Here is a 25,061-nt window from a genome sequence, read left to right on the forward strand (position 1 = left end):
ACACGAACTCCGTGCCGGTCTTGCGTCCCTTGAAGCTCCAACCCTGAATTGCTTACGCAGCCCGCCCGCGAACGGGGTGCGCAACAGAGTCCGCATGGACGGGTTGACCGCCCGCATGATCGCCCCCGGCGTGATCGCCGGGGTCTGTTCGGCCACGCACCAACGGTACGACTGCAGCCGTGCGCGGCACTAGATCTTTGAAGCGTCGAACACGCTCAGGCGCGTGCCGAACGGCGAGAACACGTCGTATTTGGCGGTCAGCGCGTACGCGAGGCCGCCGCCGGGAGCGAATGTGAGGCCTGCGGCCAGATTGGGGTTGGTGAATGGGCTGCTGAGGGTGGCACCTGTGGCCGTGTCGATAACGGTGATGGTCGCGTGTCCCGCTGTGTCCCGGGTCAGCTGGTAGGCGCGCGACCCGTCGGGCTTCAGCACAAGGGAGACGGCGCTCTCGGTGCCAGTGATGCTCACCGGAGACGAGACGAGGGTGCTGTCGGTGCCGATCGTATAGACGAAGGTCGTATAGGGCAGGGTGTCCGAGTCCAGCACCGTGGTTTGGTAGACGCGTGTGCCGTCCGGGCTCACGGTCAGCGGGTCGCCGCCGTTGATAGATCCTTGCAGGGTCACCGGAGTTCCGACCATGGTGCTGTCGGAGGAGTCGACCACGGTCGCGACGCTGGACGTGATGAAACCAGGGACGTCGTTGTCGGCCAAGATGTACACCAACGGCCCAGCCGGATCGGGCACCACCGCGGTGGACAAGAGATAGTTGTTGCCGGGCAGCACAACTGGAGTACCGACGACAGTCGCATCGGCGGCGTTGATGACCGTCAGAACGGTCGAGGAACCCTGCTGCGTGATGCGGTTGATTCGAGTGCCGTTGGCGCTGAACATCGCGCCGATGCCGTCGTTACTGATGCCGGATGCGGTGCCGGTGCTACCCGGGATATCGATGGGCTGCCCAACGATCGTGCCACTGGCGGTGTCGATCACCGCGACAACGGTGTCGCCGACCACTTCGGTGGTTTGGCTGGCCCGGGTGCCGTCCGGGCTGAGGATGAGCCCGCCGATGGGAAAGCCGTCGATCACCAGGGGCTGACCGACGATGGTGTTACCCACAGTGTTGATTGTGGTCACGGCGGCGGCGTCATCGGCGCTCAAGGGATCCAGTTCGGTGGTGAGGTAGGCCCGCGTGCCGTCCAGGCTGTACGCGACGGTACCGACCGGAATACCGTCGAGGACAAGCGCATTGCCCGCGACAGTGCCGTTGCTGCCGTCGATCGGCGTCATCGTGGTTATGTACTTGCCGGCGGCGTTGTCGTAACTGTAGGCGGCCAGGTAGCCCCTGGTGGTACCCGGGACGAGTGTCACGCTGCCGCCGAGGCCCAACGGAGTTCCCACCACCGTGCAATGGGCCGTGTTGAGCACCGTCACCGACTTCGACGTCGTCACGAACGCGCGAGTCCCGTCGTCGCTCAGCACGATCGCGTTGGGTGCGCCGTTGACGACCACCGGCACACCGACCACGGTCTGGTTGGTGGTATTGATTTCGGTGACGACGGCGAAGCCAGGCGGGTAGTACGTTCCCACCAAACCGCCGGTGCCGGGCGGAGCGGTCAAGATGAAGGCGCGCGTCCCGTCGGCGCTGAAAACCATGCTGACGGGCTGCTGCGGCAGCCGAAGAACGGTCGATCCCGGCCCGCTCGGCGGATCGATGATGTTCAGCAGATCGCGTATCGGCGTGTTGTTGATGACCGGAACCAGCAAGTCGATGGCCTGCTGTATGCCGCGCTCCACGGATCCCAAGGACAACGTCTGGGCTGCGGTGGCCGTCGTGACTGACAAACGCGCTGTGGAGGCCGCCCGGTTGCTCCGCCCCACGAAGTAACCGCCGAGTGCGACGTCGGCAGCCTGGCCTGGCGTCGCGGGCACAGCGTCCGTCCGCACCCTGCCGGTGGAGGACGCCGGCTTCGCGGGCTTCACGCCTGTTGCCGTGCCCGACGCCGCCGAGTGCGCCGACGTCGAGTGCGCGGCCTGATGGCTATTGTCCGCATCTGCGTTGGCGACGCCACAGCCACACGCGATCGCGGCACCCACGCCGAGCGAGACGGCGCCGGCACCTAACCAGACGCCAAATCCGCGTATCGCCCCCCCGGCCATAGACCGTTCCTAGGTGACTCCTCAGAAATTGTCAAGACCGTCAATGTTCTCCAAATTCGCGGACCTTAGGTTGCAACCCGCCCAACGATCCGGCTTGTATGGGGGCATGGACCGTCGCCACATGCTGATGACAGCGGGCCTCGGCCTCCTGGCCGCAGCCACCAAACTGCCCGAGGCCACCGCCACACCGACAACACCCACCCCAGCCGCTCCGGCCCCGCAGAACTACATTTTTCACGACGAGTTCGACGGCCCCGCCGGCTCGGCCCCCGACCCCACGAAGTGGACCATCGCCCTGGCCCGCGAGTCGATGGAAGACCCGACCTTCTGGGAGCTGCCCGAGAACGTCGGGCAATACCGCGACGACCGCCGCAACGTCTTCCTCGACGGCAACTCCAACCTGGTGTTCCGCGCCTTCAAAGACGGCCCGACCTACTACAGCGGCAAGGTCTTCGGGAAGTGGAACGGCGGCATCGGCCACACCTGGGAAGCTCGCATGAAGCTGGACTGCCTCACCGCCGGCTGCTGGCCCGCCTGGTACCTGTCCAACAACAGCCCCGTCAACGGCGGCGAGGTCGACGTCCTGGAGTGGTACGGCAACGGCAGCTGGGGACCCGCAACCGCAATCCACGCCAAGCTCAATGGGGGCGAGCACGTCAGCGCGCGCATCGCCGTCGACCCTGACTGGCACACCTGGCGCGTGGTGTGGGACGACGCCGGTATGAGCTTCTACAAGGACTACGTTGACGGCGCAGCGCCCTACTACAACGTTCCGGCGCACACCCTGCCCGACTGGCAGTTCAATGACCCTGGCTACCAAATGTTTCCGGTGTTCGACCTCGCGGTCGCGGGCTCCGGCGGCGGCGATCCTCGCGGGGGCACCTACCCGGCGAACATGTTGATCGACTACATCCGCGTCTGGTAGCCGGCATCATGGTGATCTTCAAGATAGCGTTGGTGGCATTCCTGGTGATTGGCGTGATGACCATCGTCGTCGCCTACATACGAGGGCTGCGCCGCGTGAAATCCCAACGCCGACTGCCTGATCCGAACCTCGGACCCACCTCGGTTCGCGGCGTTGTCGCACCGACCCCGCTGCCGGAATGGGCGTACTGGGACGAGAATGAAGAGGACCCTGACCGCAAGGGCTGACTCACGCCGGGCAGGAGCTTTTCAGCTTGGCGAAATCGTCCCTGAACTGGAGTGCGACCCGGCTGTACTCGTTCACCGACCGTGGCGGCGCCGACGCCGTGTTATCGGAATCCGCGCGCACCTGTGGCACCAGGGCAACCGTCTGATCAGCCAGGCCGGCAGCGCCATTGGCGATTTCGGATAGCTTGGGGTCATGGATCTGGCCCGCGTACTGGTGCAGGCGAGCCGCCCACTTCTGATAGTCGGCGTCAGTGGAGCCGGCGGGGTCGCCCTCGTTGGCCGATCGTTGGACCTGCTGGTTGAAATCCACGTTGTAGGCCATCATCGCGCGCACGGTGTCGCAGTCCGACGGCTTATGGCGGGTCAGCTTCACGATCGCGAACACCGTGACGACAGCCACCACAGCCACGATGACGCCTCCGACGAGCCACCATTTACGCGCGCTCATCGCGGTGCGGTCATGATCGGGACGGGGTTGGCCGGCAGGCCGCTGATTCCGCCGACCGGCACTCCGCCGCTATAGTTGAACTGGCCCCCGCAGCCGTCGGGCATATAAAACGTGACGTCAGGGTTGGTCGCCGACAGCGTGGCGATCTGGTTCAACGGCATCTGTTGCCACTGACCGAAACTCGGGGGCGTCGGGATGCTGATATCGCCTTCGTCCCAGCCGCCCTCGCCTTTGACCGGGATGGTGCCATCGACCTTCCACCACGTGTTGTGCTGGGCCTCATAGACGTTCTGCACCCACCTTTGTTCCTGCGCCACTCCATTGTTGGTGACCATGCGAGTGGTCGTCGTCGCATCTTCTCCGGCGATGCGGAACTTGTACTGCTCCTGACGCTGGACTAGCGGAGGATCGATGTCGCCGATCCAGCTCTTGCCGGGCACGTACCACTCCGTCGGCCCGCCGTTTTTCGCCGGGGTACCGGGCGGGAACGGTCGGTATTGATCCTTCAACGGTGGTGGGTTGGCGCCGGTGTAGGGCGGGGGAGGAGGCACATCCTCCCAATGACCGAATCGTTCATCGCCGACAAACGAGTTGGCCGGGTCGGCGTTCTGGCCCTGCCGCACCGGCTCCGGTTTCTCGCCAGTGTGGTTGTCGACCGCCTTGATCGTCGGATCCTTACGCCCGCCCTCGCCGACGATCTCGTCGTCGGGAAAGCTCACCGAACCCAGACCGCCGGCAGCCGTGGTGAGCCTACCCGCCACTTGCTGGTCGGCGGCGATGAGTTCGCCGACCCGCTCGCGAATGGCGGCGGAATGGGTTTGCGCCTGCACCTGGCGGGCGGCCCTTGCCACGGCGTTGCCGCCCGTCGCGCGGTCAGTGATGGAGAAGTCTTCCCCGACGGTGAAGCCAGCGTCTTCGGCTGCGTTAATTGCGTTGAGCGCAGCCGACTTTGCCGACTGGATCTGTTGGGCGCCGGTGCGGGCAGCCGACGAAGCTTCGTGCAACTGGTCAGCAGCGCCGATCACCTTCATGCGGTCGTCATAGGCCCGCTGCTGCGCGGCTTCGGCAGCGACGCCCTCCCATGGTGTGCCGCCTGGGCTGCCTATCTGAGTGGACAGCGCGGTGAAGTGGTTCTCCCAGACGGCGGCGGTCTGGGTCCAGTGGCTCGCGGCTTCGGTGAGGTGGCTGGTGTCCCAGGACTTGACCTGGCAAAGCGTGGGAACGGTTCCGCTGCTGGGCATTACAGATCAATCGCCAGGTTGGTGAGCTCTGTGGAGGATCCGGCTTCGTTTGCGTCGTACTGGGCACCGGCTTGGGCGAGCTTTGCCGCGGTGGATTGCATGCGCGCGGTGAGCGCTTCGCCAGCCAGAGCTGCGTCAGCGTGAACCAAGTTGACGGCCACTGCCGACGGCTGAGCCGATACTCCCGCGGCTGATGGTGGTGTCTGGGTGAGCTCAGCCGACCATCCAGTGCACTTGGTGGCCAGTGCATGCAAACCAGCGGTATTGACGTCCAGCAAACTCACTCGACCAGGATACAACGGTGGTACAGCCTCACAGCAATTCATCAGCAAAGGTCATCGTCCTCGGATTCGCGCAGCTCACAGATGATTTCGGTCATCTGCCCTCTCTTCGACTGTGGGCCTCCTGCAAGCCTTTTGGCGAATCGGCGCGGACCAAACTACCGCCGGCGCTTCACCGGCCGCCCCAGCAGCGTGACCTCCATCAGCCGCCGCACCGTCGCCACCGACTCGGGGCCGGCCTCGCGAGTGAAGATTCGCCCGAAGTCCACCGTCAGCGAGAAGGCAGCGGCCACCGCGTACCGGGCGGCGCCGATCTTCATGTCGGGCCGCGCTGCCGTCACCAAACGCGCCCACGCATCCATCGTCGAACTCTCGATGGTCTCCAGCACCCGCAGGTCCGCCTCCGGAACATTGTGCCGCTCCGTGTAATACACGTACGGGAGTTCCGGCCACTCCATGACGCGGCCTAGGTAGTCGTCGATCACTTCGTCCAGCGCTTCCTCCGGATCGGACGTGCGCGACAGCGCATCGGCCGTATCACTGGAATGCCGGTCAGCGGCGCGCCGATAGGCCAGGGCCAGGATGTCGGCCTTGCCAGGGAACGACCGATACAGCCCGGACGCCTGGATGCCGACCGCTGAGGCGATGTCCTCCATGCTCGTGTTGCGGTACCCGTTCTGGTAGAACAACCGCACCGACTCGGAGAGCACATGCTCGTACATCCCTGCCTCGGCGCCGACGGTGACGGCCTTGCGCGGCGCGCCGGTGCGGCGCCGAGCCAGAGGCAATTCAGCGGCCAGCAGATCAGCCGCCATGGTGGTCAGGCACGCGCGGATCTCGCCTGCCGCAAGCGGATTGGAATGATCGGTGATGCTGCCGATCACGCTGAGAGCCGCCGTCAACAGTGTCCGCACTTCAGGCGGCGTCAGCTTGGGCCGCAGGCGCTCCAGCGGAACCTGCAGGCGATGGTTCATCACCTTGAGCTGATCGACCAGGATCGCGCGATCGGGGTCACGCAGATAGCGCGCTTCCCACCGGTACAGCCCCCCCGCCGTGCGGCAACTGATCGTGGTGTCGACCAACGCAGATGTCAACGCCCGCAACGTCGTCGCGGGGTCTTCGTCGTCGCCGCCGTCGTCGGCGAACGCCGTGGAGTCGACCAGCTGTTGGCCCAGTCCCAGCACCGCGTCGCGGAACAAGTCGTACTTACTGGGGGAGTGGCGATACAACGCAGCTGGCGTGATGCCGACCCGCGCCGCGATATCTTCCATGCTGACCGCGTGATAGCCCTGCTCCCCAAACGCATCGGCCGACGCGCGCGCGATCTGCGCCTTACGGTCCTTGGGGCGCCGCCGAACGACGGGGTCGCCCTCTGATACGGATTCCACGCTAGATCACGCCCCACCGAACTGCGGTCGCAACACTGAACTCAGTGCAGCCAAAGGAATGTGCGCCTGCACAGTGCCGCCATCCATCGACCACTGCATCACCCCGGGCGTGTAGTTGATCGGCGAATCATGGCCCACCGGATAGTCCGGCATGTACAGGATCAGCTCGTCACCAGAGAGCGCCCATGCCTTGTATCCGCCGGAATACACCTTGTCCGGCCCCCACCGATCCACCACGAACGGATAACTGCCCGGCTCGTGTTGTGGCGGAGCCTGATTAAGGGCGTCCTCGATGAACGGCTCACCCAGCGTGGCGATCGCCCCGAGGTCCGCCCCGGGCTTCAGCACATCGGCCAGCGCCAGCCGAGTCCCGCGAGCCATATCCCAGGTGAACGTCCGATAGGCATTGTTGGGCTGGGGCCCATCGGCGTGGTAGTCCTCATGGAACACCACACTCATCACGCCCCCGCGGGAAAGGACCTGGAAGTTCTCTTCACCGAAGCTGTCGGCCACCATGTGCACGCCGACGTTGCGCCAGTTGTTCACCAACTGCGTCAGATAGTCCCGGATGGTCGGACCCGTAACGGGGTTGTCGATCAGGTCCCCAGGCACGGCCACCTTGATGTCGCGGACCGCATTACGTTCCGACAAAACCGACGTGTGGCAGTACTGGCCGTCCCAGTCGGTCCCCAGGCCTGAGCAGAAATCCGGCGCCGACGCCGAGGCCACCGGCGTGAACGCCAGTGCCGCCGCCGCGAGAGCCCCACCCAAACGGATCCACATACGAATCAGGGCAATTCGACTTTGCTTGCCCGCCATACTCCGTCGACCTTGTCCATGGTCATCTTGACCCGACTGCGGTCGATGCGCGGATCGGGCGCGGACTTGTTGGCCACCGTCTGATCGACGAACAGCAGCACGACCACCTGGTTTTCGGACGCCGACTTCACCGCCGAATCGATCACCACACCGTGTGCGGTGGCCTTGTTGTCCACGAGCAGCTGACGCAGCTGCGCGCTGGATTGCGAGTACATGTCCTTGAATTCGCCGGTCGCGCCGTTGAGTACTTCGGTGAAGTTCTGGTCCACGTTGTTAGAGTCGATGCTCGTCAGCACCTGCGCGTAGTGCACGGCCGCCTCCTGGGCATCGTGCGACGCCGCGGCGATCTGCCGCTGCTGCCACACTTGCCAGCCCAGGAATCCTGAGACCCCCAGCAGAGCAGCGATCAACGCGCCCAACAGAACCCGTCGCAGCCACGGCCGCCGCGGCTGCTGTTCCTCAACAACATCCGAGGCAACGTCCTCCGCCGCGGGCTCGGCTTCAGACTCGGTCTCGACATCCTCGGCTTCGGTCTCATCAGTCACGGTCACCGCAATCTCCTTCTAGCTCGGCGGTTCGATCGGCAGCACCGGGCCGCCATAGGGGGTCGGAATGGTGTAGCGGCCCTTGGGTGTCGGGTCGGTGGTCTGGCCCAGGTCGGCGCCGGGCGGGGGACCGGCGGTGTCGTCGCCGGCCGGCCGTGGTGCGTTCTTGGCACCGCGGATCAGCACCGCCGGATCGTCGTCGCGGCAGTAGGTGTACAGGTAGGGCTCGGGATAGTCCGCTGACGACGCCGCCCGCCGTGGTGTCCCGTAGTCACACGCGTAGCGCGGATAGATGTCGGCCGTCGCCCACAGGCCGTGGTCGTGCATCGTGGTGGCCCACGCATCGAGTAGCGACCCGCGGTAGTCCGGGAACAGCGCGTTGAGCGCCGGCACCCGCACATACAACAGCTGCGACGCGGTGGCCATGCTGGTCAGCAGCCGCACCATGGTGTCGGAGTTATCCGTGAACAGATTGTCTGTGGCAGAAAGGGTTTGCGGCGTCTGGTCGACGAACCGCCGGTAGCCGCCGAGCATCTTGTCCACCCCGGTGAACGTGCGGCTCAGGTTTCCGGTGGCGACGGCGATGCCCGGGGTCTTGTCCGCGGCCGTCGTCAGCACGATCCGGCTGGTCCGCAGAATGCTGGTGGTTTCCGGCAGCACTGAATCCAAAGTGGACAGCAGGAACGTGCCACCGTCGATGATGTCGGCCAGCTTCTGCGGACCCTGATTGGTCAGGCTCAGCTCTTTCTTGATCAGCTCGAGCTTGGCCGGATCGACCTGCTTGAGCATCCCGTCGGCATTGGCCAGCAGCTGCGCCAGACTGACCGGCACCGACGTCTTGTTCTGCGCGACGACGCTGCCATCCTGCAAGTATGGGCCCGCATCGGAGTCCGGCACGAATTCGATGTACTGCTCACCCGCCGGGGACAGCCCCGACACCCGCACCGGACTGGCCACCGGGATCCGCACATCCGAACGAACGGTGGCCACCGCGGCGACCCCGTCGGGTGTGATCGCCAGCGACTGCACCCGCCCGATCGGCACCCCGCGCAGCGTGACGTCCTGATTGGGTAGCAGCCCACCGGATTCCGGCAGCTGAATGGTCACCTGATACGCCGACGCGAACGGTGACACCCGCAGCGCGCCGAGCAACACGTAGGCCGTCGCGATCACCAGCGTCAGCACCAAACCCGCTGTGGACAGCCACAATCGGTGGCGGTGTCCGAACCCGACCACGCGCACCAGCCGATCGGCTGCCTTGTCGATCATGGCGGTGGCTCCGCGGCAGGCGGCCCGGGCGGCGGCCCAGGCGCGACGATCTGTTCACCGGGGTCGGTGGGGCTGGGCAGCACCGGGACCTGCGGCACCCCTGGCCCCTGCCCGACGACGCGCTGCTGCAACCGCCACAGCGTGTATTTGAACGACCCGACCATCTGGGCCCAGTCATAACGCTTCGGCCCGTGGAATCCGGGATCACCGAGGAAGCCGGCATCGGGGATCGACCCGAGCACCAACCGGTCAATGCTGGCCCGCACCGAAAACGCATTGCTGGGAGTCGCTTTGATCAACGGCGGCATCAACCGGTTCAAGGCAGCCAGATTCGCATCCGGAGTCAAGACCAAGTCATTCCACGCCCCGGCGAGGGTGTTTGCGTCGGCGATCATGCTGCGCCCGCTGGTGTCGGTGCCCGCGATCGATGGGAACTTCTGCAACTGCTTGCTGGTGTCACCGGCCTGTTGGACGACGTCGGCGACGGTGTCAGCATTGGCGGCCAACGCGTCGGTCGCCGGACCCGCCGCGGCCATCACTTCGCTCAGCGCCTGATTCTTGGCATCCAGATTTTTGGCCAACTGTGATGTTTCGGTCAGCGCCTGGGAGATCTGGTTCGAGCGTGCCGTCAGCTTGGACAGCGTGCTATTAGTCTTGGCGATGAGATCCCCGAAGGCCTGGCCCTGGTCGCCGGTCGCCTTGCCCGCGCCATTGATGACGTTGGTGAGATTGCGCACGGCGCCGCCGTTCACCAAGACCGCCGCCGAACTCAGCACCGACTCCACCGTGGCCGCAGCCGTTGTGGAATCCAGGCCGATGGTATCGCCGTCCTTGAGCAACGGTGTGGTTGCGGAGGCGTCTGCCGGCGGTTTCAGCGCGATGAACACATCGCCAAGCGGGGTGGCCGAACGCAGTTCGACGGTGGTGCCCTTCGGCAGTTGCACCCCGTCCATGACCCGAATCGTGGTGACCGCGGTGTAGTTACGCGCGACCATGGTCTCCATCTGGCCGACGTCGGCGCCGGCGAGCTTCACCTTGGCGTTGGCGGGCAGGTTCAACGCGTTGGAGAAAATTGCGGTCAGCCGGTAGCCGCCACTGCCGACGGTCGGCGCGGGCAACGGCAGGCTGGACAACCCGTTTGACGAGCAGCCCGCGACGCCGAGGGCGACGCCGAGAATTGCAATGGCGCGTTTCATTTCTGCCCCATTGCGGCCATACCGTCGAGCACGTACGTCAGCCCGAAATCCGGTCCGAAGTCCTGCAACGTGCCGGTGCTGCAGCCCAACTGGCGCAGACCCATCACGTTGCAGACCTCCTTGGTGTACTGGCTGTCGAACAACACCCGGTCGGTGAGTATCCGGGCCCGGGCAGCGCCGTTATTCTGGTCGACGATGTTGTACATGTTGTCCAGCGTCAACGGGGTGAGATCGAGGAACTCCGCGAGATCCCGCTGGCGCTCGACGAGCGTGTTTGACGTCGTACTACCGTTGTTCACAACGGCTTTGATGTTGTCGCGATTCTTCTCCAAGAAGTCGCCGACCTGCGCCAGCAGGGTGTTCACGGTCTTGCCGGTCTTGCCGCTGCCGAAGTCCTCGTCGTTGACGATCTGGCTCAGCTGACGCACGGTGGTCCCGAAGTCGCGCAGTTTCGTGTCGTTGTCGGCCGCGGCCTGCAGCAGTGAACTGAGGTTGCGCACGATCGTGGTCAGCTGATCGCGGGTCTGCGCACCACCGTCGGCGGACAGCCGCAACGCATTCGACAGCTCGCCGAGCGCATCCTTGATTTTCTGGCCGTTGCCGTCAGCGATCGCCGCACCCGAATTCACGACATCGGCTACCGGGCCGTTGCCGTTGCCATCGCCCTTGAGCGAGACCGAGATCTTGTCCAGCACATCGAGCACCCGGGCGAATTCGACCGGCGTCTTGGTTCGGGGTAGCCCGATGGTGTCGTGGTCTTTCAGCGCCGGGCCGTTACGGTATGGCGGTGTCAGCTCGATCTGCCGGTCGGTCAGAATCGACGTCGATATCGTCACCGCCTGAGCGTCCGCAGGAATCTTCACATCACGGTCGACCGTGAACTGGACCTCGACGTAGCCGCTCTTAGGCGTGATCGCGGTGACCTTGCCAACCGGCATGCCCAGCACTGCCACCGTATTGTCGACGTAAAGACCTGCAGCGCTATCGAATTGGGCGGTCAGTGTGATGTGATCGGTGGCCGACTTGAAGTACACCCATGCCGCGGTGATCCCCGATGCGATAACGACCACGGCCACCGTCGCGATCGCCAGCAGTCGGGTGCGCGCGCTCACTTGCAGTCCTTGTAGTACTGGACCATGCCGAACTGCTTGGCTCGCCCACTGATCGCGCACATCCAGGAGTCGATGACAATCCCGTTCGGCGTGTTGAAGTCTAAAGCGTTTCCGGTGCCGCTCGCGTTGGCGAATCCCCGCAGCGCCACCGGGCCGGCCTGAAGGGTGCTGCGCAGCAGATCGTCATGCTGGGCGAGGAGATCGGACAGCTGGCGCAGGTTGGTGATGGTCTTATCCAACTCGCCGCGGTTGGCCACCACCGTGGTGCTCATCTTGTTCACCAGATTGGTCAGTGCCGCGAGCATTGCGTGGAACGTCGCGCTGCGGTCCACGAATCGGCCGATCAGCTCCTGGCCCTGATTGATCATCGCGGCGATGTTCGAGTGCTGACGCTCAAGGGTGCTGCTGATCATGTCAGTGCTCTTCAGCAAGGCGCCGAGCTGGTCTCGGCGATCGGCGATCACCGTCGAGAGGGTCTGGATGTTCTGCATGGCCTGCGGTACCACAGCGGGAAGGCCCTGCATCTGCGTGCCCAGGATTCCCAGCGACTTCGCGAACGCGTCGGTGTCGACCTGCTCGTAGGTGGTCGTCACATCAGCCAGCGCGGCCTGCAGGTCGTAGGGCACCTCGGTATGCGCCAGGTCGAAGGTGTTGTCGGGCAACGACCCGCCGTCTTCGGGCTCCAACGCCAGATAGCGTGAGCCCAGAATGGTGGCGACCTTGATGACGGCCTTCGAGTCCTTGCCCAGCACGACGTCGTCACGCACCTCGAGGCTGGCCTCGACGTGGTCGCCGGCCAGCTTCATGCTGGTGACCTTGCCGACCGGGATGCCGCCGATGGTGATCGGATTTCCCGTCTGCAGCGCCGCGGCCTGGAGGAACTTCGCGGTGTAATGCCGATGACCGACGTTGGCGGCGTTCGCAATCAGCATCGCCCCAATGATGACGGCGACCACCGTGACGGCGATCAACCCGAGCCAGGTCTTGTTGTAGCTCTCCAGCCTGCGCCTAGCCATTGGCCATGTTCCTGCATCGCGGCGTGTACTGCGCCTTGTTCCCCGGTGTCGCGTGGTCGACGATGATCGGCACCACATCGTTGAGGCCGGGGAAGTAGCCGCTGATGTTCAGGTCGCAGGCATAGGCGTTGCCGTAGGCGCCTTCGTTGGTGATCCGGGCCAGCCCTTTGAGCATGAGCGGCAGATTGTCACCGGTGAACGCCAGCTGCGGCTCGATGTCGACGAGGTGCCGCGTGAAACCGGGCTCGCGGGTGACCATGGCGTTCAGTTGAGGGTCGACGGTGTCAGAGATGGTGGACAGTTGGCGTATCACCCGCGCCAACGTGCCCGTCGAATCCACCAGCTCGGGGCGTCGCGCGTTGAAATCCGAGACCGTCTTGCTGGTCTGGGAGATCACCTGGTCGAGGTTCTTGTTCTGGGAGGAGAGGCTGCCCATCACCGTATTCAGCTGGGTGATCACGTCGCCCAGCGTCTGGTCGCGTCCGGCGAATGTGTCGGTGAGAGTGGACGTCTGGCTGACCAGGTCCACGATCGAGGCGTTGTCACCCTGCAATGACTGGATGACGCCCTTGGTCAGGTTGTCGGCGTCGCGCGGGTTGAGGACGGAAAACAGGGGCTCGTACCCGTTGAGCAGCGTCCCGACATCGAAGGACGGATCGGTGCGCTCAAGCGGGATCACCGTGTGTGGGGCCAAAGGCGTCGTACTACCGGCCTTTCCCAGGCTCAACCCCAAATAGCGTTGCCCGACGATGTTCTGGTAAGTCACCGAGGCCACGGTATTGCCGAACAGATGCTGGTCGTTCTGGACGACGAACGACACCTTGGCCAATTTGCCTGCCAGCTCGATCTTTTCGACCCGGCCGACCCGCACGCCCGCCATCCGGACGTCATCACCTTCCCTCAGTCCGTAGACGTCGGTGAACATTGCGGCATACGGGGTGGTGGGGCCGGCGACGTCGCGACGCAGCGTGACATACACCAGCCAGGTCAACATCATCGTCACGACCATGAACAGCGACAGCCCGATCAGCGGGGCGCGAAATTTCATCAGGAGCCTCCCGGCGCTTCGGCGGCCAGCGGCGGCGGGAGTGCAGGGGCGGCCGGCGGTGGCGGTGCGTCGGCAGGATCGGCGGTGCCCGGCACCCGAGGAAATGGTGGTGCCCACCACGGTGTCGGCGGATTCGGGTCGGCCAGGTTCGGGTTCGGGTTGATCAGCGGTGGGCCGACGGCGACGAGATTGCCGTCTGGGCCGAGGACCGTGCCCGGCGTCGGCGCCAGGTCTTTGGGCGGCTGGTAGTTCTGCGGCAACAGCATCTCGGGCAGGTCTGGTCGGACCACGATCTGCGGTGCCGTGTAGCAGCTGTTGCCCAACAGCTGGCCATAGCGCGGGCAGTCGGCCCTGGTGTACGTGGAGGTAGGCGTCAGAGAAAGATTGATGCGCATGTTGCCGGTGTCCAGGTCGGGCATCCACACCTCGTCGAAGAACTTGCGGGACAACGTGTTCAGCTTCGTGAATGCCGGCACGAACTTGCCTGCGTTGATCGCGAGGCTCCCCAGCACGGGAGTCAGGTGGTTGGTGATACCGGTGAGCTGGTCGATGTGATTGTCGATCGCGGTGTGTGTGGTGCCCAGGGTGTGCTGGCCACCGGTGAGCAAAGTGGTTAACGCTGTGCGCTTTTCGGCCAGCACCTGCATGGGTTCGACCGCTTGGTGCAGGGCGTCCACCAGATCTGGTGCGGTGGCGGCCAATCCGTGGGTGGCGTCGATCAGCGCGGATACCGTCGACGGTCCCTGGTCGGTGCTTACGATCGAGTTGAGCTGGTCGAGTAGCTTGTTGAGCTGAGCTCCGCTGGCCAGCAGCTTGCCGCGGCGGTTCTCGGTGGCGGCGTTGACGGCGGCCAGGATTCCGACACTGCGGTCCTCACGGCCGCGCCCGGTGGCGGCCAGCACGTCGCGCAGCTTGCTGATGGTGGTCTGGAACAGGACGGTCGGCAGCGCGGTGTCCTCGGGGATGTGGTCGCCGGCGCGGATCGCCGGCCCGGCCCCGGCGGCGACCAATTGCACCGACGACACCGCGAACACGTTGGAGGGAACGACCCGCGCGGTCACCGACGCCGGGATGGAACCGGCGTATTCGGGGTCGAGGTCGATGTGGACGTAGTTGGGATGGCCGTTGGCCGCGGGGATCACGCTGTCGACCGAGCCGACCAGCACGCCGTGGTACTTGACGTCCGACTTCTGTGGCAATCCGTCACCGACGTTCAGCAGGTCGGCCACCACCCGCACGTAGTTGTTGAGCTTGCCGGTGGACTTGGCCAGCAGGACCGTGGTGACCAAGGCCGCGGCCAGAACCACGGCCAGCCCGCACAGCAGCAGTTGCCGTTCCGAGGGGCCGCGTCCATCCAAGTCGAAGGAATTCGCCATCTATCCGCCGAATCTCGCTCCGGCGTCGACGCTCCACAGCGCCATGGTCATCAGCATGTTGACGATGATCGTCACGGTGATCGCGGCGCGCATGGCGTGCCCGGCGGCGACCCCGACGCCTTCGGGGCCGCCGCTGGCGTAGAACCCGTAGTAGCACTGGATCGTCGAGGCGATCCAGACGAACACCACCGCCTTCAGCAGCGAGTACAGCACGTCCGTGCCGGACAGCATCAGCGTGAAGTAATGCAGATAGGCCCCGTTGGACCCGCCACTGATCAGCTCGACCACGATCTGGGTGGTCAGGTAGCTTGTCGCCAAACACAGGACGTACAAAGGGATCACGGCGACCACGGAGGCCATCAGCCGGGTGGTGACCAGATAGGGGATGGGCCGGATCGCCAGCGAGTCGAGGGCGTCGATCTCCTCGGCGATCCGCATCGATCCCAATTGCGCGGTGAACCGGCAGCCACCCTGGGTGGCGAACGCCAGCGATGCCGCGATGGGTGCCAACTCCCTGGTGTTGACCAACGACGAGATGATTCCGGTGGCCGGTCCCAGACCCAGCAGGTTCAAGAAGTTGTAGCCCTCGATGCCGACGATCGCGCCGACGGTCACGCCGAGGACCAGCGCGACTCCGGCTGTCCCGCCACCGACCACCAGAGAGCCGTTGCCCCAGGCGATATCGGACAGCAGCCGGGCGAACTCGGTGCGGTAGTGGCGCAACACAATCGGGACCGCGGCCACAGCGCGGATGAAGAAGACCAGCATGTGTCCGAGCCGAAGCAGCGGCGCGGAAAGCCGCCGCGCGAAGCGGGCCCACGGGACCCGGAACGGACTGTAGGTGGACACCGTCACTTACAGTCCCACCCTCGGGAACAGCATGTTGTAGAGCTGGCTGATCACGACGTTGACGACCATCAAGATCAGAATCGCCTCCACGACAGCGGCATTGACCGAATTGGCCACCCCCGTCGGGCCGCCCTGGGTGGACAGGCCTTTCTGGCTCGATACCACCGCGACGATCGCGCCGAAGATCACCGCCTTGAGTAGTGCCAGCACCATGTCGCCGGGGGTGGTGAACGAGGCGAACGTCGCGACGAAACTGCCGGGGGCGCCGTTTTGGAAGTAGACGTTGAACAGGTAGCTCGCCAGGAACCCGACGAAGCACACCACGCCAGTGAGGGCGACGCCGATCATGATCGCCGCCGCGAACCGCGGGACCACCAGTCGGCGGATTACTGAGACGCCCATGACCTCCATGGCGTCGATCTCTTCACGCATGGTTCGCGAGCCCAAGTCGGCGGTGATCGCCGAGCCCACGGCGGAGGCCATCAGGATCGCGGCGACCAAGGAGGCGGCCTGCCGGATCACCGCCAAACCACTGGCCGCACCCGCCAATGAGGTGGCGCCGACCTGTCCGGCGAGCAGGGCAAATTGGATCGACAACGTCACGCCGACCGGCAATGCGACCAAGACGGTCGGCACCACGGCGGTGCCGGCCATGAACGCGCCCTGCCGGACGAACTCTTGAAGCGGGAAGCGGCCGGTGACCAGGTCGAGCAGCAAGTACTGGAGGGTTCTCACGCCGAGGACGAACTGGTCGCCGACGGTGGTGAGCGCCGCGAGCGGATGTCGCTTCACATATCCGACAGTCCAGTTCTCGATGGCCTCCACACCATCGGGGGTGCGGGCAGCGACCGGGGACGGCTCGCGATCAGCTATCGTCACGGCCTGCCACTGTCATCTGAATCCCGAATATGGTGAACCCTATTCATTTTGACGGGCAAGCAGGACGACGCGGGCGATGGACCGTGCAACTATCCACCGTCGCGCGAAGTCGAATACTCGCGATGTCGACGTCCCCAACTCGTGGTCACCGTAAGACCCGGCTGCTCCGGCCGTCAACAGAATGGAGAATATTCATTAACATAATTTCCGTTGGGCCTGCGGGAGGTGAACGGTGAATTCGGTCGATCCTGGAACCAGGCCTGCAGCCTCGCACCCCAGCGTCGCCGGGCTTGTGATCAGCTAGCGGCGGGCTACGGGAGTCGGGTGATCAGCCCTTTGTCGCCGTCCACCCTGACGCGATCACCGGTCTTGAGCACCTGGGTGCCCACCAACGTATTCACCACACAGGGCAGCCCGTACTCCCGCGCCACGACCGCGCCGTGCGATACCGAACTTCCGATGTCGGTGACCAGGGCGGCGATCACGGTGAAGTACGGAGTCCAGCCCACATCGGTGACGGGCGCGACGAGGATTTCCCCGCGCCGCACTTCGCGCGCATCGTGGATCGACTTCGCCACGCGCACAATGCCCTCCGCCGTCCCACGGCTTGCCGGCCGCCCCACGATCTGGTCGTCGTCGAGCCCGCTCACCGGTCGATTGAGGATGGGTGTGGGCCGTCCGACTGAGACATCGTCGAACTCGAGTGATTGTTGGAACGGCAGCGCATCTCGGCGCTGCAGCGCACGCTGCACGAGGTCGGCGGTGGCTGCGATGTCCGAGCTGTCCACCACTGTGGCCAATTCTGCGCGATCGAAGAAGAAGACCACATCGGCGTCAGGGATTCGCCCGGAGTCGGCTAACACCTCACCGAGGTGGCGGTATCCGAGTTTGAGGCGATGCGCCATCAGCGCCATCTTCGATTTGGTCTCCTCACGGCCGCGGGCTCCGCCCTGGGCCAGGCGCGCCAGCAGCCGGACCGTCCGCGACCGGGGTGCCTCGACAACGTCGCGCTTGGGAACCGCGTGCGGGGTTTCGCGGGCTGACTGCACCATGACCTGCATCATCGAACCGAGCCCCTCGGCGTCCTCGGCCCACGCCGGGTCACGCATGCACAGTTCGCGATACCCGCGGTGTCCGTGGCGAATCAGGAACTGCCGCAACGCCGCGCCGGCGCGGCTGTCCGCGTTCCGAACCCCGGCCACCGCATCTGCCGGCGTCGCCGCGAGGAAGTGTTCGGCGGCGGCGGCGTCGGCGGCGATCTCGCGCACCACCGTGTGCAGTTCGTCGACCATCATTGCGCTCTCGACTTCGGCGGCACCCGCCATGAGTCGGGCGGCCTGCGCTTGAGCCTCGGTCTCGTCGCGGCCGTCCTTGGCCGCCCCGCGCACCAGGTAGCTCTCCAGCACGTTCGCGCCCACCGCCGCCCGGGACGAGGACCGGACGTGGACCAGTGTGACGTGGCAGTACAGTTCCACGCCTGACTCCAGCTGCTGCAGAACGCTTTTGGCATCGCGGGAAGTGGGAAGGGGGAATGCGGCGATCTGATCGCCGAGCCGCCGGATCGCCGGGCCCGCGAACAACGAATAAGACGTGAGTCGGACGGTGTTGATCAGCCTGGAGACAAACGGTTTTGGCGGTTTCGCTTCCAGTTCATCGACGACCCGACCGCAGATCGACATGGAGAACTGCTCCAGCGAGTTGCCGAGAATGCCCGAACTCAGGGCCGTCCCTTCGGTCATGTTCAAGAACATGTGTCCGTAAAAGTAGCCCACTTGAAGCCACTGCTTGTCGTAGCTGTCCTGCGCCCGCGCCACCACTTGGGTCATCTGCATGGCGTAGTCGATCGCATGTCCCGACACCGATGCGGTCAGCGGACAGAACGCCCCCGGCATCATCTCCCCGATGTTGCATCGGGTGTAGACGTGCGAAGGGCCGGCAAGCGGAGTGTCCTTCTCGTTGAGGTCCCCCGGCAGTGTGGTGATCGGCCGGGCCTGCAGCCACCGCAGCTGCCCGCCGTTGTCGATCGCCCATTCCAGATCCATCGGCTTGCCCCAGTGCCGGGCAGCGCGCAGCGCGCCGGCGCGGATCTGCGCGACCTCCTCGTCGGAGAGCACGGGGACGTCACCGACCTCTCGTACCGCTTGGGCACCGTCCGATGTCAACACGAGATGATCAGAGACGGCCGATCCGTCGACGAGTGCTTCGCCGAGCCCGGCGATGGCGTCGATGACCATGAGATCCCTGCGGCCGGTCGCCGGGTCTGCGGTGAAGACCACTCCGGCCGCACGCGCCTCGACCATCTGTTGGACGACCACATGCATGGTGACCGCACCCGTGCCGGCATCGTGGCCGCCATAGGAGGAGGCTCGTTCGGAGCTGACGGAGGCGACGCACTGGCGGACGGCTGCGGCGAACCCCTCGAGGGAATCCACCCCGAGCACGGTGTCGTACTGCCCGGCGAAGGAGTGTTCGGCTCCATCCTCGCCGGTTGCCGAGGATCTGACGGCGACCGGTGACGCGCCCGTCGCCTGCATCTGGGCGAAGCGGGCTGTCACCGCGTCCGAAAGGGGCAGAGCGGTGGCGTGTGCGATGACGAAACCCGTTGGGACAGAGAGCCCCAGACGGGACAGCTCGGCCAGACCTTGCGCCTTACCGCCGTACCGGTCGTCGGTGATCTCGTCGAACTCAATGGTCGTGGTGTGCATTTGTCAGCCCAACGCGTCGATGATCTCGGCCAGCGCTTCCACCGCGATAGGCCCGGGTTGATAGAGACAGATCCGGTCTGAGACGCCGTCTACGCGGTCGCGGATGTGTGCGGCCACCTCGGCCGGTGTGCCGCAGGCGGCGATCGTGTGCAGCATCTCGTCGTCGATCAGCGAGGCCATCTCCTGCCAGCGGCCCTGCTTGGACATGGCGTTCAGTTCGGGTTGCAGGTCGCCCCAGCCGTGCACATCCAGTACCGGCCGATAGGCGGGGGTGGAACCGTAGAACGCCAGGAGCATCCGTGTCGACGTGTGGTCCTCACCGACCGAAACGATGATCTCGGGTACCACCGCGAATTCGTCGGCGTTTCGTCCAGCGGCCGCCAGCCCCTCGCGAACGGCGGGCATGGTCTTCTCGTGCAGAAACCGCTTTGACCCGAATGGCATGACCAGCAGGCCGTCGGCCACTTCGGCGGTGGCCCTGGTCATTCGCGGGCCCAGCGCCCCGAGATAGATCGGCGGCGGCCCGAACGGGTTAGGCCCAGGGTTGAACGTCGGCGTCATCAACGTGTGCCGGAAGAACTCACCGCGGTAGTCGAGTCGCTCGCCGGTGTTCCACGCGGCGAAGATTGCCCGCAGCGCACCAACCATCTCTTTGATGCGGGCCACCGGGTGGTCGAATTCGGCCCCGTAGCGTTTCTCGATCTGCGCGCGAATCTGCGTGCCGAGCCCGAGGATGAACCGCCCCTCGGAGATCTCTTGAAGGTCATTCGCCTGATGTGCCAGCTGTATCGGATTGCGGGGCAAGGCAATAGCCACGTTGGTCATCAGGTCCAGGCCCTTCACCGTCGAGGCCAACACCAGCGGGGTGAAGACCTCACGAGGACCCTCGAAAGTGAACACTCCCGACGCCCCGGCCTCGCGCAGAAGTGCCGCCCGTTCGACCGCGCCCGCAGGGTCGAACAGTGCCGTCATGACCTTCACGGCTTCGCGACTGCCAAGACGTCGGTCCAGTCGTTGAAGCCGGACGGGTGGTGCGGACCGATAACGGCATGCTCGAACAGTCCCACTCCGTGCTGTGTGCTGCCGTCGGGTTCGGTGCAGACGGCTCGGCCGACATGGTCGATCAAACTGAACGGGGCTCGCGCCATCACATCGGGGTCTGTCAGGTCGTAGGAGACGCGGTCAGCGGACGGTCCGCCCTTCCACGTCCCGTGCGACCAGGACGAGTCGCCGCCGTATCCGGAGCCAAAGGCAATGGGCGCGAACAGCTTCGACTCGACATCGAGCTGTAGTCGACTTCCGTCCCGGGTCATCATCTCGATGTGCGCGCCGTACGGGATCCGGGTGCCGGGCGTGTAGTGGATCGTCGCGCGCACGCCGTCGAGCTGTTCCACCCTGCCGTCCGGCCACCGCCGTGTGCAGTCATAGAGGCTGCGATGGCCGTCCGGGTCCTCCTGGATGATCAGGAATACCTGATAGTCGGCGAAGGCCAGCGGCAGATACAGCCACCACATTCCACCGAAGGCGGTGTCCGGCCGGCCAGCGGGCTCCGGCTCGCCGATAGGCCGGATCCCCCACGACCTGTCGCGGCTGCCCACCGAGGTGGCGGGTGTGACGTTCATCCGGTCGCCGTCGACGTCGATCCACCCCTCCCAGGTGCCAAGCTGGGCAAAACGGCAGGCCTGCAAGGTCACTCGGCGTTCTGAGTGCATTGAATGCGGATGCTCCAACGCAGCCGGGAAGAGCCCGCGCCACCGTAGATCAACCGAGATGCCTTCGGTTTCCGCCACCGTCAGATGTAGTTCCTGGAGGGGTTCGACGACGTCGAGCCGGTATCCGTTGACGTTCTGGTTGAGACGGTCGCCGTCGATCGCGTCGCTGAAACGGACGGCGGTCTGGACGTCGCCGCGCCGGATGAGCAGGTAGGCGTCTTTGACACCCAGTCGCGGGTAGTAGCCGATACCGGTGAGCGCCATGAAACGACCTTCGCGGTCAAGCACATTGAAGTACGAGCGGTCGTAGAAGTTGCGATCCGAGGTCTCCGGTGCGCTGATCGGCACCGGTGCTTGGTGGATGGGGTACTCGTCGAGCGGACTCAGGATCAACAGACTCTCCAAATAACGATACGATGCGAGTTATATTGGAAGTATGAGAACAGATCGACCCGAAGATGACAAGGGACCTACCCGGTCGCCTGCGGGCCGGCCTCGCGACGGCAAGATCGATGCCGCGATCGTTCAAGCCACCCGTGATCTGCTATTGGAGACGGGCTACTCGGCGCTGTCGCTGTCGGCCATCGCGGCACGCGCCGGCACCACCACCGCTGCCATCTACCGGCGCTGGTCGGGCAAGGCGCAGCTGGTGCACGAAGCGATCTTGCCGGCCGAAGTCATGGCCATGCCGAGTGCCTCCGGTGACGTCGAAGAGGACATCCGAGCGCTCGTGGAGGCGACCCGCACGATGTTCGACCGCCCGGAGGTCCGGGCCGCCCTACCCGCATTGATCGCCGATACTGTCGCCGATCCAGACGTGCACAGCAGGATGATCTCTCGGTTCGCCGGCAGTCTCGCCACCTTCCGGACCAGGCTGGACCAGCGGCCCAATCCGGGTGGCGACGATGGCGACCTACCCCTGCTCGCCGAGGTCGTCGTCGGCAGCGCGATATTCCGCATCATCATTCGGCACGACGCCCCACTGGACGCTGCGTGGGTGGACGACCTCACCGCTGTCATCAGCTCGGGCTGGACCTCGATTTCGCGTGGCCCATCGGCCGCCGAGCTGTGACAGCTGCCGAGTGAAGCAATTCCGGGGACGGCGCCGCTGCCGGCGGCTATACATGAAGTTGTCGTCGAAGGAGGCAGCAGTGCATCAATCGCTACCCACGGGAATCGCCCTGGCCGCTGTGATCGCGCTCGCCACTGCGGGCTGTGGTGGATCTGACCAGTCATCCTCCAGCTCAAAGGAATCCACGAGTTCGGCCAGTGCGGCGGCGTCGGCGGCGACGACGGAGTCCGCGGCTCCGACAGGCGCCAACGGCGACTACAGCTCCTTGCTGATCAAGCCCAGTGACATCGGCCCGGAGGCCACCGCCGACGGGCCGCCGACCGCCAATCCCGGCGGTACGACCGGTACGGGTCAGACATTCAAGACCACCGATGGCAACCGGATCATCGTCGTCACGATCGCGGTGTTCCCCGACGCCGCCGCAGCTGCCGGCATGATCCAACCGATGAAGGACGCCATCACCGATAAGGTCGACGGTCAGCAGAAGCCCGTCGACATCGGCTCGAACGGGTTCATGGTCGAAGGCCCGGCGAAGAAGAAGTCGATGGAGGTCTCCGAGGTCGTCTTCACCGAGGGTCGCGCCCTGGTCGACTTGGAGTACGACAGCGCTCCTGGCAATCCCGCGCCCTCGGATGCTGTCCTCGATGTGGCGCGCAAGCAGGCCGCGGCCGTCTCGGCGGGATTGCCGGGCTAGGTCCGGCTGGCGCTCGGCACGCGATCCGGCAGCGCCAACTTCAGAATCGTCCGCTGAGTCTGTAGGAACTGGCTCAGCAGCGGTCCCGTGGTGTAGGGCAGTCCGTACTCGTCGCACAGCGCGCGTACCTGCCGGGCGATCTCCGCATATCGGTTGCTCGGGAGGTCGGGGAACAGGTGGTGCTCGATCTGGTAGCACAGGTTTCCGCTCAGAAATGCCAGCGCCGGTCCGGCCCGGAAATTGGCGCTCCCCAGCATCTGCCGCAGGTACCACTCGCCTTTGCTTTCCTGCTGCACGACATCAGGAGTGAATGTTTCGACGCCGTCCGGAAAGTGCCCGCAGAAGATCACCGCGTAGGCCCAGAGGTTGCGCAGGATGTTGGCCGCGGCATTTGCGGTCAACGCCCGCCGCCAGCGCGGTCCGTTGAGAGCCGGGATCAGCAGATAGTCCTTGACGACTTGACGTGTGATCTTGGCCTTCAGCGCGCGTGTTTGCGCGCTCCGCTCGGTGGGACTCGTCGCACGCTCATGCTCCGAATGCAGACCGTGCAGAGCAATGCCCCACTCGAAGATGACGGCCAGCAGCGCGTTGCGAAACGGCTGCATCAGATTGCGCGGGCGCCACGCGACGTCGCGGGTCACCCGCATGATGCCGAAACCGAGGTCGTCGTCGACGCCGACGATGTTTGCGAACAGGTGGTGCCGGTAGTTGTGCGAGTAACGCCATTGCGACGTGAGCCCGGCCATGTCCCACTCCCAGGTGGTCGAGTGGATCTCCGGGTCGTTCATCCAATCCCATTGCCCATGAACAACATTGTGGCTGATTTCCATGTTCTCGATGCTCTTGGCTACCGCCAATGCCCCCACTCCCAACATCCACCCGCGCCGTGACCGGCTGCCGAAGATCAGGAGGCGGGCACCGGCGTCCAGTGCCCTCTGGAACATGATCGTCCGGCGGATGTAGGCGGCGTCGCGCGCGCCGCGGGAATCCTCGATCTCGATGCGGATCGCATCGAGGGCGGCGGCGAGTGCGTCGATGTCGTGTTGGCTCAGATGCGCATAGTCGGCGACGTCTGTGATGGCGATGGTGGGTCCTCGAAAAAGCGACCGTTGTATGGTTGAGCCGCAACGGTGTTGGAGGAAATGCCCGACGATGAGCGGATGCTCGCGGCGCCCCGCAAGTGGGACGCCGCTTCGGGCCGGCTGTCGGTGCCAGCGACACCAATATACCCGCCTGCCGCCGTGATGCGATTTCCCGTCTTCGGCAATCGCGAGCAATTGCTCGCCAACTAGTGGAGGCTGGAGTGATGGCAGTGGGGACGTTACGCGCCGTACCGGCCGCCCAAGCCTGGTCCGGCTTAGGGTGACGATCCAGGACGAGCTCGTTGCCGCCGTCGATGGCCAGCGTGGCGTGAAGGCCGCCGACCGGTTGTGTGAAGCCTGTGTGCTGCTGCTGGACGTTGATGCGGCAGCGATTTCGCTTGTTTTCGACGGTGCGAATGCGGGCACGCTTGGCTCCAGCGGCAGTCCGGCGCGGATATATGACGAACTACAGTTCACCTACGGGGAAGGGCCGTGTTTGGACGCGGTCACTCTGCAGGCTCCGGTGGCCGTGGTAGACCTTGCCCATCCTGGGGAAGCACGATGGCCCAGCTACGGAAGGGCCATGCTGGAATATCGGATCCGCGGGGTCTTTGCAATGCCGGTTCTGGCGGCGGGCGAGTATATCGGCGCTTTGGACTTGTTCCGAGCGCGGCCGGGTGCACTGGAGGACGAGCAAGTCGCGGGCGCTGCGGTCGCCGCGGAGCTGGCCGCCGTACCGGTGCTGGATCTACTCCATGGTGACCTGCAGGCCGCCGTGGACGACCCCGCCAGCAACGCATGGGCCGAGCTGTGCGTCCTGAGCCGGGCCGAGGTCAGCCAAGCCACCGGAATGTTGGTGGCGCAGTTGGACATAGAGCCGAGAGAGGCGCTGGTGCGGCTGCGTGCCCATGCCTACGCGACGGGCCGGAGCGCCACAGACGTCGCTCGAGACATCATCAACCGGCGGTTAAGACTGGAGGCGGACTGATGTACGCAGACGCACGTCCAAGGACACCCAGG

The 25,061-nt window shown here is 65.1% G+C and carries 23 protein-coding genes and 1 pseudogene; 5 read left to right on the plus strand and 19 right to left on the minus strand.

Features of this window, described 5'->3' with window-relative positions:
* Positions 1-189: 189 nt before the first annotated feature.
* On the minus strand, positions 190-2,157 hold the full coding sequence (locus tag CG716_RS19735; RefSeq protein ID WP_133066986.1) for an autotransporter outer membrane beta-barrel domain-containing protein: 1,968 nt from the start codon (positions 2,155-2,157) through the stop codon (positions 190-192).
* Between the two features lie 121 nt (positions 2,158-2,278).
* On the opposite strand from CG716_RS19735, the gene CG716_RS19740 reads away from it, so the two are divergent.
* Both CG716_RS19740 and CG716_RS19745 read left to right on the plus strand, forming a co-directional pair.
* A complete protein-coding gene (locus tag CG716_RS19740; RefSeq protein WP_094482840.1) occupies positions 2,279-3,082 on the plus strand; it encodes a glycoside hydrolase family 16 protein in 804 nt (267 codons plus the stop codon).
* Between the two features lie 8 nt (positions 3,083-3,090).
* Positions 3,091-3,309 carry a hypothetical protein gene (locus CG716_RS19745; protein ID WP_094482707.1) on the plus strand — a complete coding sequence of 73 codons (219 nt, stop codon included), beginning with the start codon at positions 3,091-3,093 and terminating at the stop codon, positions 3,307-3,309.
* A 1-nt stretch (position 3,310) separates the two neighbouring features.
* Here CG716_RS19745 and CG716_RS19750 read toward each other — a convergent pair whose 3' ends face one another.
* The 17 genes from CG716_RS19750 to CG716_RS19830 all read right to left on the minus strand — a co-directional run bounded on the left by CG716_RS19750 (position 3,311) and on the right by CG716_RS19830 (position 21,586).
* On the minus strand, positions 3,311-3,757 hold the full coding sequence (locus CG716_RS19750) for a hypothetical protein (protein WP_094482709.1): 447 nt from the start codon (positions 3,755-3,757) through the stop codon (positions 3,311-3,313).
* Positions 3,754-4,998 (minus strand): WXG100 family type VII secretion target, encoded by a 1,245-nt coding sequence (locus CG716_RS19755; RefSeq protein ID WP_094482711.1) that lies wholly within the window; start codon positions 4,996-4,998, stop codon positions 3,754-3,756. The genes CG716_RS19750 and CG716_RS19755 overlap by 4 nt, the downstream gene beginning before the upstream one ends.
* Positions 4,998-5,282, minus strand: coding sequence for a hypothetical protein (locus CG716_RS19760; RefSeq protein WP_094482712.1), 285 nt, complete (start codon positions 5,280-5,282; stop codon positions 4,998-5,000). The genes CG716_RS19755 and CG716_RS19760 overlap by 1 nt, the downstream gene beginning before the upstream one ends.
* Before the next feature lie 155 nt (positions 5,283-5,437).
* A complete protein-coding gene (locus CG716_RS19765) occupies positions 5,438-6,667 on the minus strand; it encodes a TetR/AcrR family transcriptional regulator (RefSeq protein ID WP_094482714.1) in 1,230 nt (409 codons plus the stop codon).
* Positions 6,668-6,673: 6 nt separating this feature from the next.
* Positions 6,674-7,450, minus strand: coding sequence for a mannan-binding lectin (locus CG716_RS19770; protein ID WP_094482716.1), 777 nt, complete (start codon positions 7,448-7,450; stop codon positions 6,674-6,676).
* 5 nt (positions 7,451-7,455) lie between these two features.
* Positions 7,456-8,043 carry an Rv1363c family protein gene (locus CG716_RS19775; protein ID WP_094482718.1) on the minus strand — a complete coding sequence of 196 codons (588 nt, stop codon included), beginning with the start codon at positions 8,041-8,043 and terminating at the stop codon, positions 7,456-7,458.
* A gap of 6 nt (positions 8,044-8,049) precedes the next feature.
* On the minus strand, positions 8,050-9,300 hold the full coding sequence (locus tag CG716_RS19780; RefSeq protein WP_094482720.1) for an MlaD family protein: 1,251 nt from the start codon (positions 9,298-9,300) through the stop codon (positions 8,050-8,052).
* The gene (locus CG716_RS19785; RefSeq protein WP_094482722.1) at positions 9,297-10,496 is read right to left on the minus strand and encodes an MlaD family protein; all 1,200 of its coding nucleotides are present in this window, start codon (positions 10,494-10,496) and stop codon (positions 9,297-9,299) included. The genes CG716_RS19780 and CG716_RS19785 overlap by 4 nt, the downstream gene beginning before the upstream one ends.
* On the minus strand, positions 10,493-11,608 hold the full coding sequence (locus tag CG716_RS19790; protein WP_094482724.1) for an MlaD family protein: 1,116 nt from the start codon (positions 11,606-11,608) through the stop codon (positions 10,493-10,495). Before CG716_RS19790 ends, CG716_RS19785 begins: the two co-directional genes overlap by 4 nt.
* A complete protein-coding gene (locus tag CG716_RS19795; RefSeq protein WP_094482726.1) occupies positions 11,605-12,624 on the minus strand; it encodes an MlaD family protein in 1,020 nt (339 codons plus the stop codon). The genes CG716_RS19790 and CG716_RS19795 overlap by 4 nt, the downstream gene beginning before the upstream one ends.
* Positions 12,617-13,672 carry an MCE family protein gene (locus tag CG716_RS19800; RefSeq protein WP_094482728.1) on the minus strand — a complete coding sequence of 352 codons (1,056 nt, stop codon included), beginning with the start codon at positions 13,670-13,672 and terminating at the stop codon, positions 12,617-12,619. The genes CG716_RS19795 and CG716_RS19800 overlap by 8 nt, the downstream gene beginning before the upstream one ends.
* Positions 13,672-15,048 carry an MlaD family protein gene (locus CG716_RS19805; RefSeq protein ID WP_094482730.1) on the minus strand — a complete coding sequence of 459 codons (1,377 nt, stop codon included), beginning with the start codon at positions 15,046-15,048 and terminating at the stop codon, positions 13,672-13,674. The genes CG716_RS19800 and CG716_RS19805 overlap by 1 nt, the downstream gene beginning before the upstream one ends.
* A complete protein-coding gene (locus tag CG716_RS19810; protein ID WP_410431074.1) occupies positions 15,049-15,903 on the minus strand; it encodes an ABC transporter permease in 855 nt (284 codons plus the stop codon). It lies immediately after the preceding gene.
* Positions 15,904-16,776 carry an MlaE family ABC transporter permease gene (locus CG716_RS19815; RefSeq protein ID WP_094482732.1) on the minus strand — a complete coding sequence of 291 codons (873 nt, stop codon included), beginning with the start codon at positions 16,774-16,776 and terminating at the stop codon, positions 15,904-15,906.
* 311 nt (positions 16,777-17,087) lie between these two features.
* Entirely contained in the window at positions 17,088-19,481 is a 2,394-nt protein-coding gene (locus CG716_RS19820) for a PEP/pyruvate-binding domain-containing protein (RefSeq protein ID WP_094482734.1), read from the minus strand.
* A gap of 3 nt (positions 19,482-19,484) precedes the next feature.
* Positions 19,485-20,462 (minus strand): TIGR03617 family F420-dependent LLM class oxidoreductase, encoded by a 978-nt coding sequence (locus CG716_RS19825; protein ID WP_094482736.1) that lies wholly within the window; start codon positions 20,460-20,462, stop codon positions 19,485-19,487.
* The gene (locus CG716_RS19830; protein ID WP_094482844.1) at positions 20,459-21,586 is read right to left on the minus strand and encodes an Rv3169 family protein; all 1,128 of its coding nucleotides are present in this window, start codon (positions 21,584-21,586) and stop codon (positions 20,459-20,461) included. The genes CG716_RS19825 and CG716_RS19830 overlap by 4 nt, the downstream gene beginning before the upstream one ends.
* Before the next feature lie 43 nt (positions 21,587-21,629).
* Between CG716_RS19830 and CG716_RS19835 the strand changes: the two genes are divergently transcribed.
* Complete coding sequence (locus tag CG716_RS19835; RefSeq protein ID WP_094482738.1) at positions 21,630-22,265, plus strand: TetR-like C-terminal domain-containing protein; 636 nt, start codon at positions 21,630-21,632, stop codon at positions 22,263-22,265.
* A 79-nt stretch (positions 22,266-22,344) separates the two neighbouring features.
* The gene (locus CG716_RS19840) at positions 22,345-22,959 is read left to right on the plus strand and encodes a hypothetical protein (RefSeq protein WP_234817928.1); all 615 of its coding nucleotides are present in this window, start codon (positions 22,345-22,347) and stop codon (positions 22,957-22,959) included.
* A 5-nt stretch (positions 22,960-22,964) separates the two neighbouring features.
* Here the strand turns inward: CG716_RS19840 and CG716_RS19845 are convergent.
* A pseudogene (locus tag CG716_RS19845) lies at positions 22,965-24,044 on the minus strand (fatty acid desaturase family protein); the annotation flags it as partial.
* A 277-nt stretch (positions 24,045-24,321) separates the two neighbouring features.
* Between CG716_RS19845 and CG716_RS19850 the strand changes: the two are divergent.
* Complete coding sequence (locus tag CG716_RS19850; RefSeq protein ID WP_094482742.1) at positions 24,322-25,029, plus strand: GAF and ANTAR domain-containing protein; 708 nt, start codon at positions 24,322-24,324, stop codon at positions 25,027-25,029.
* The last annotated feature ends 32 nt before the right edge of the window (positions 25,030-25,061 follow it).

Origin of the sequence: Mycolicibacterium sphagni (genome assembly GCF_002250655.1) — a bacterium.
GTDB lineage: Bacteria > Actinomycetota > Actinomycetes > Mycobacteriales > Mycobacteriaceae > Mycobacterium > Mycobacterium sphagni.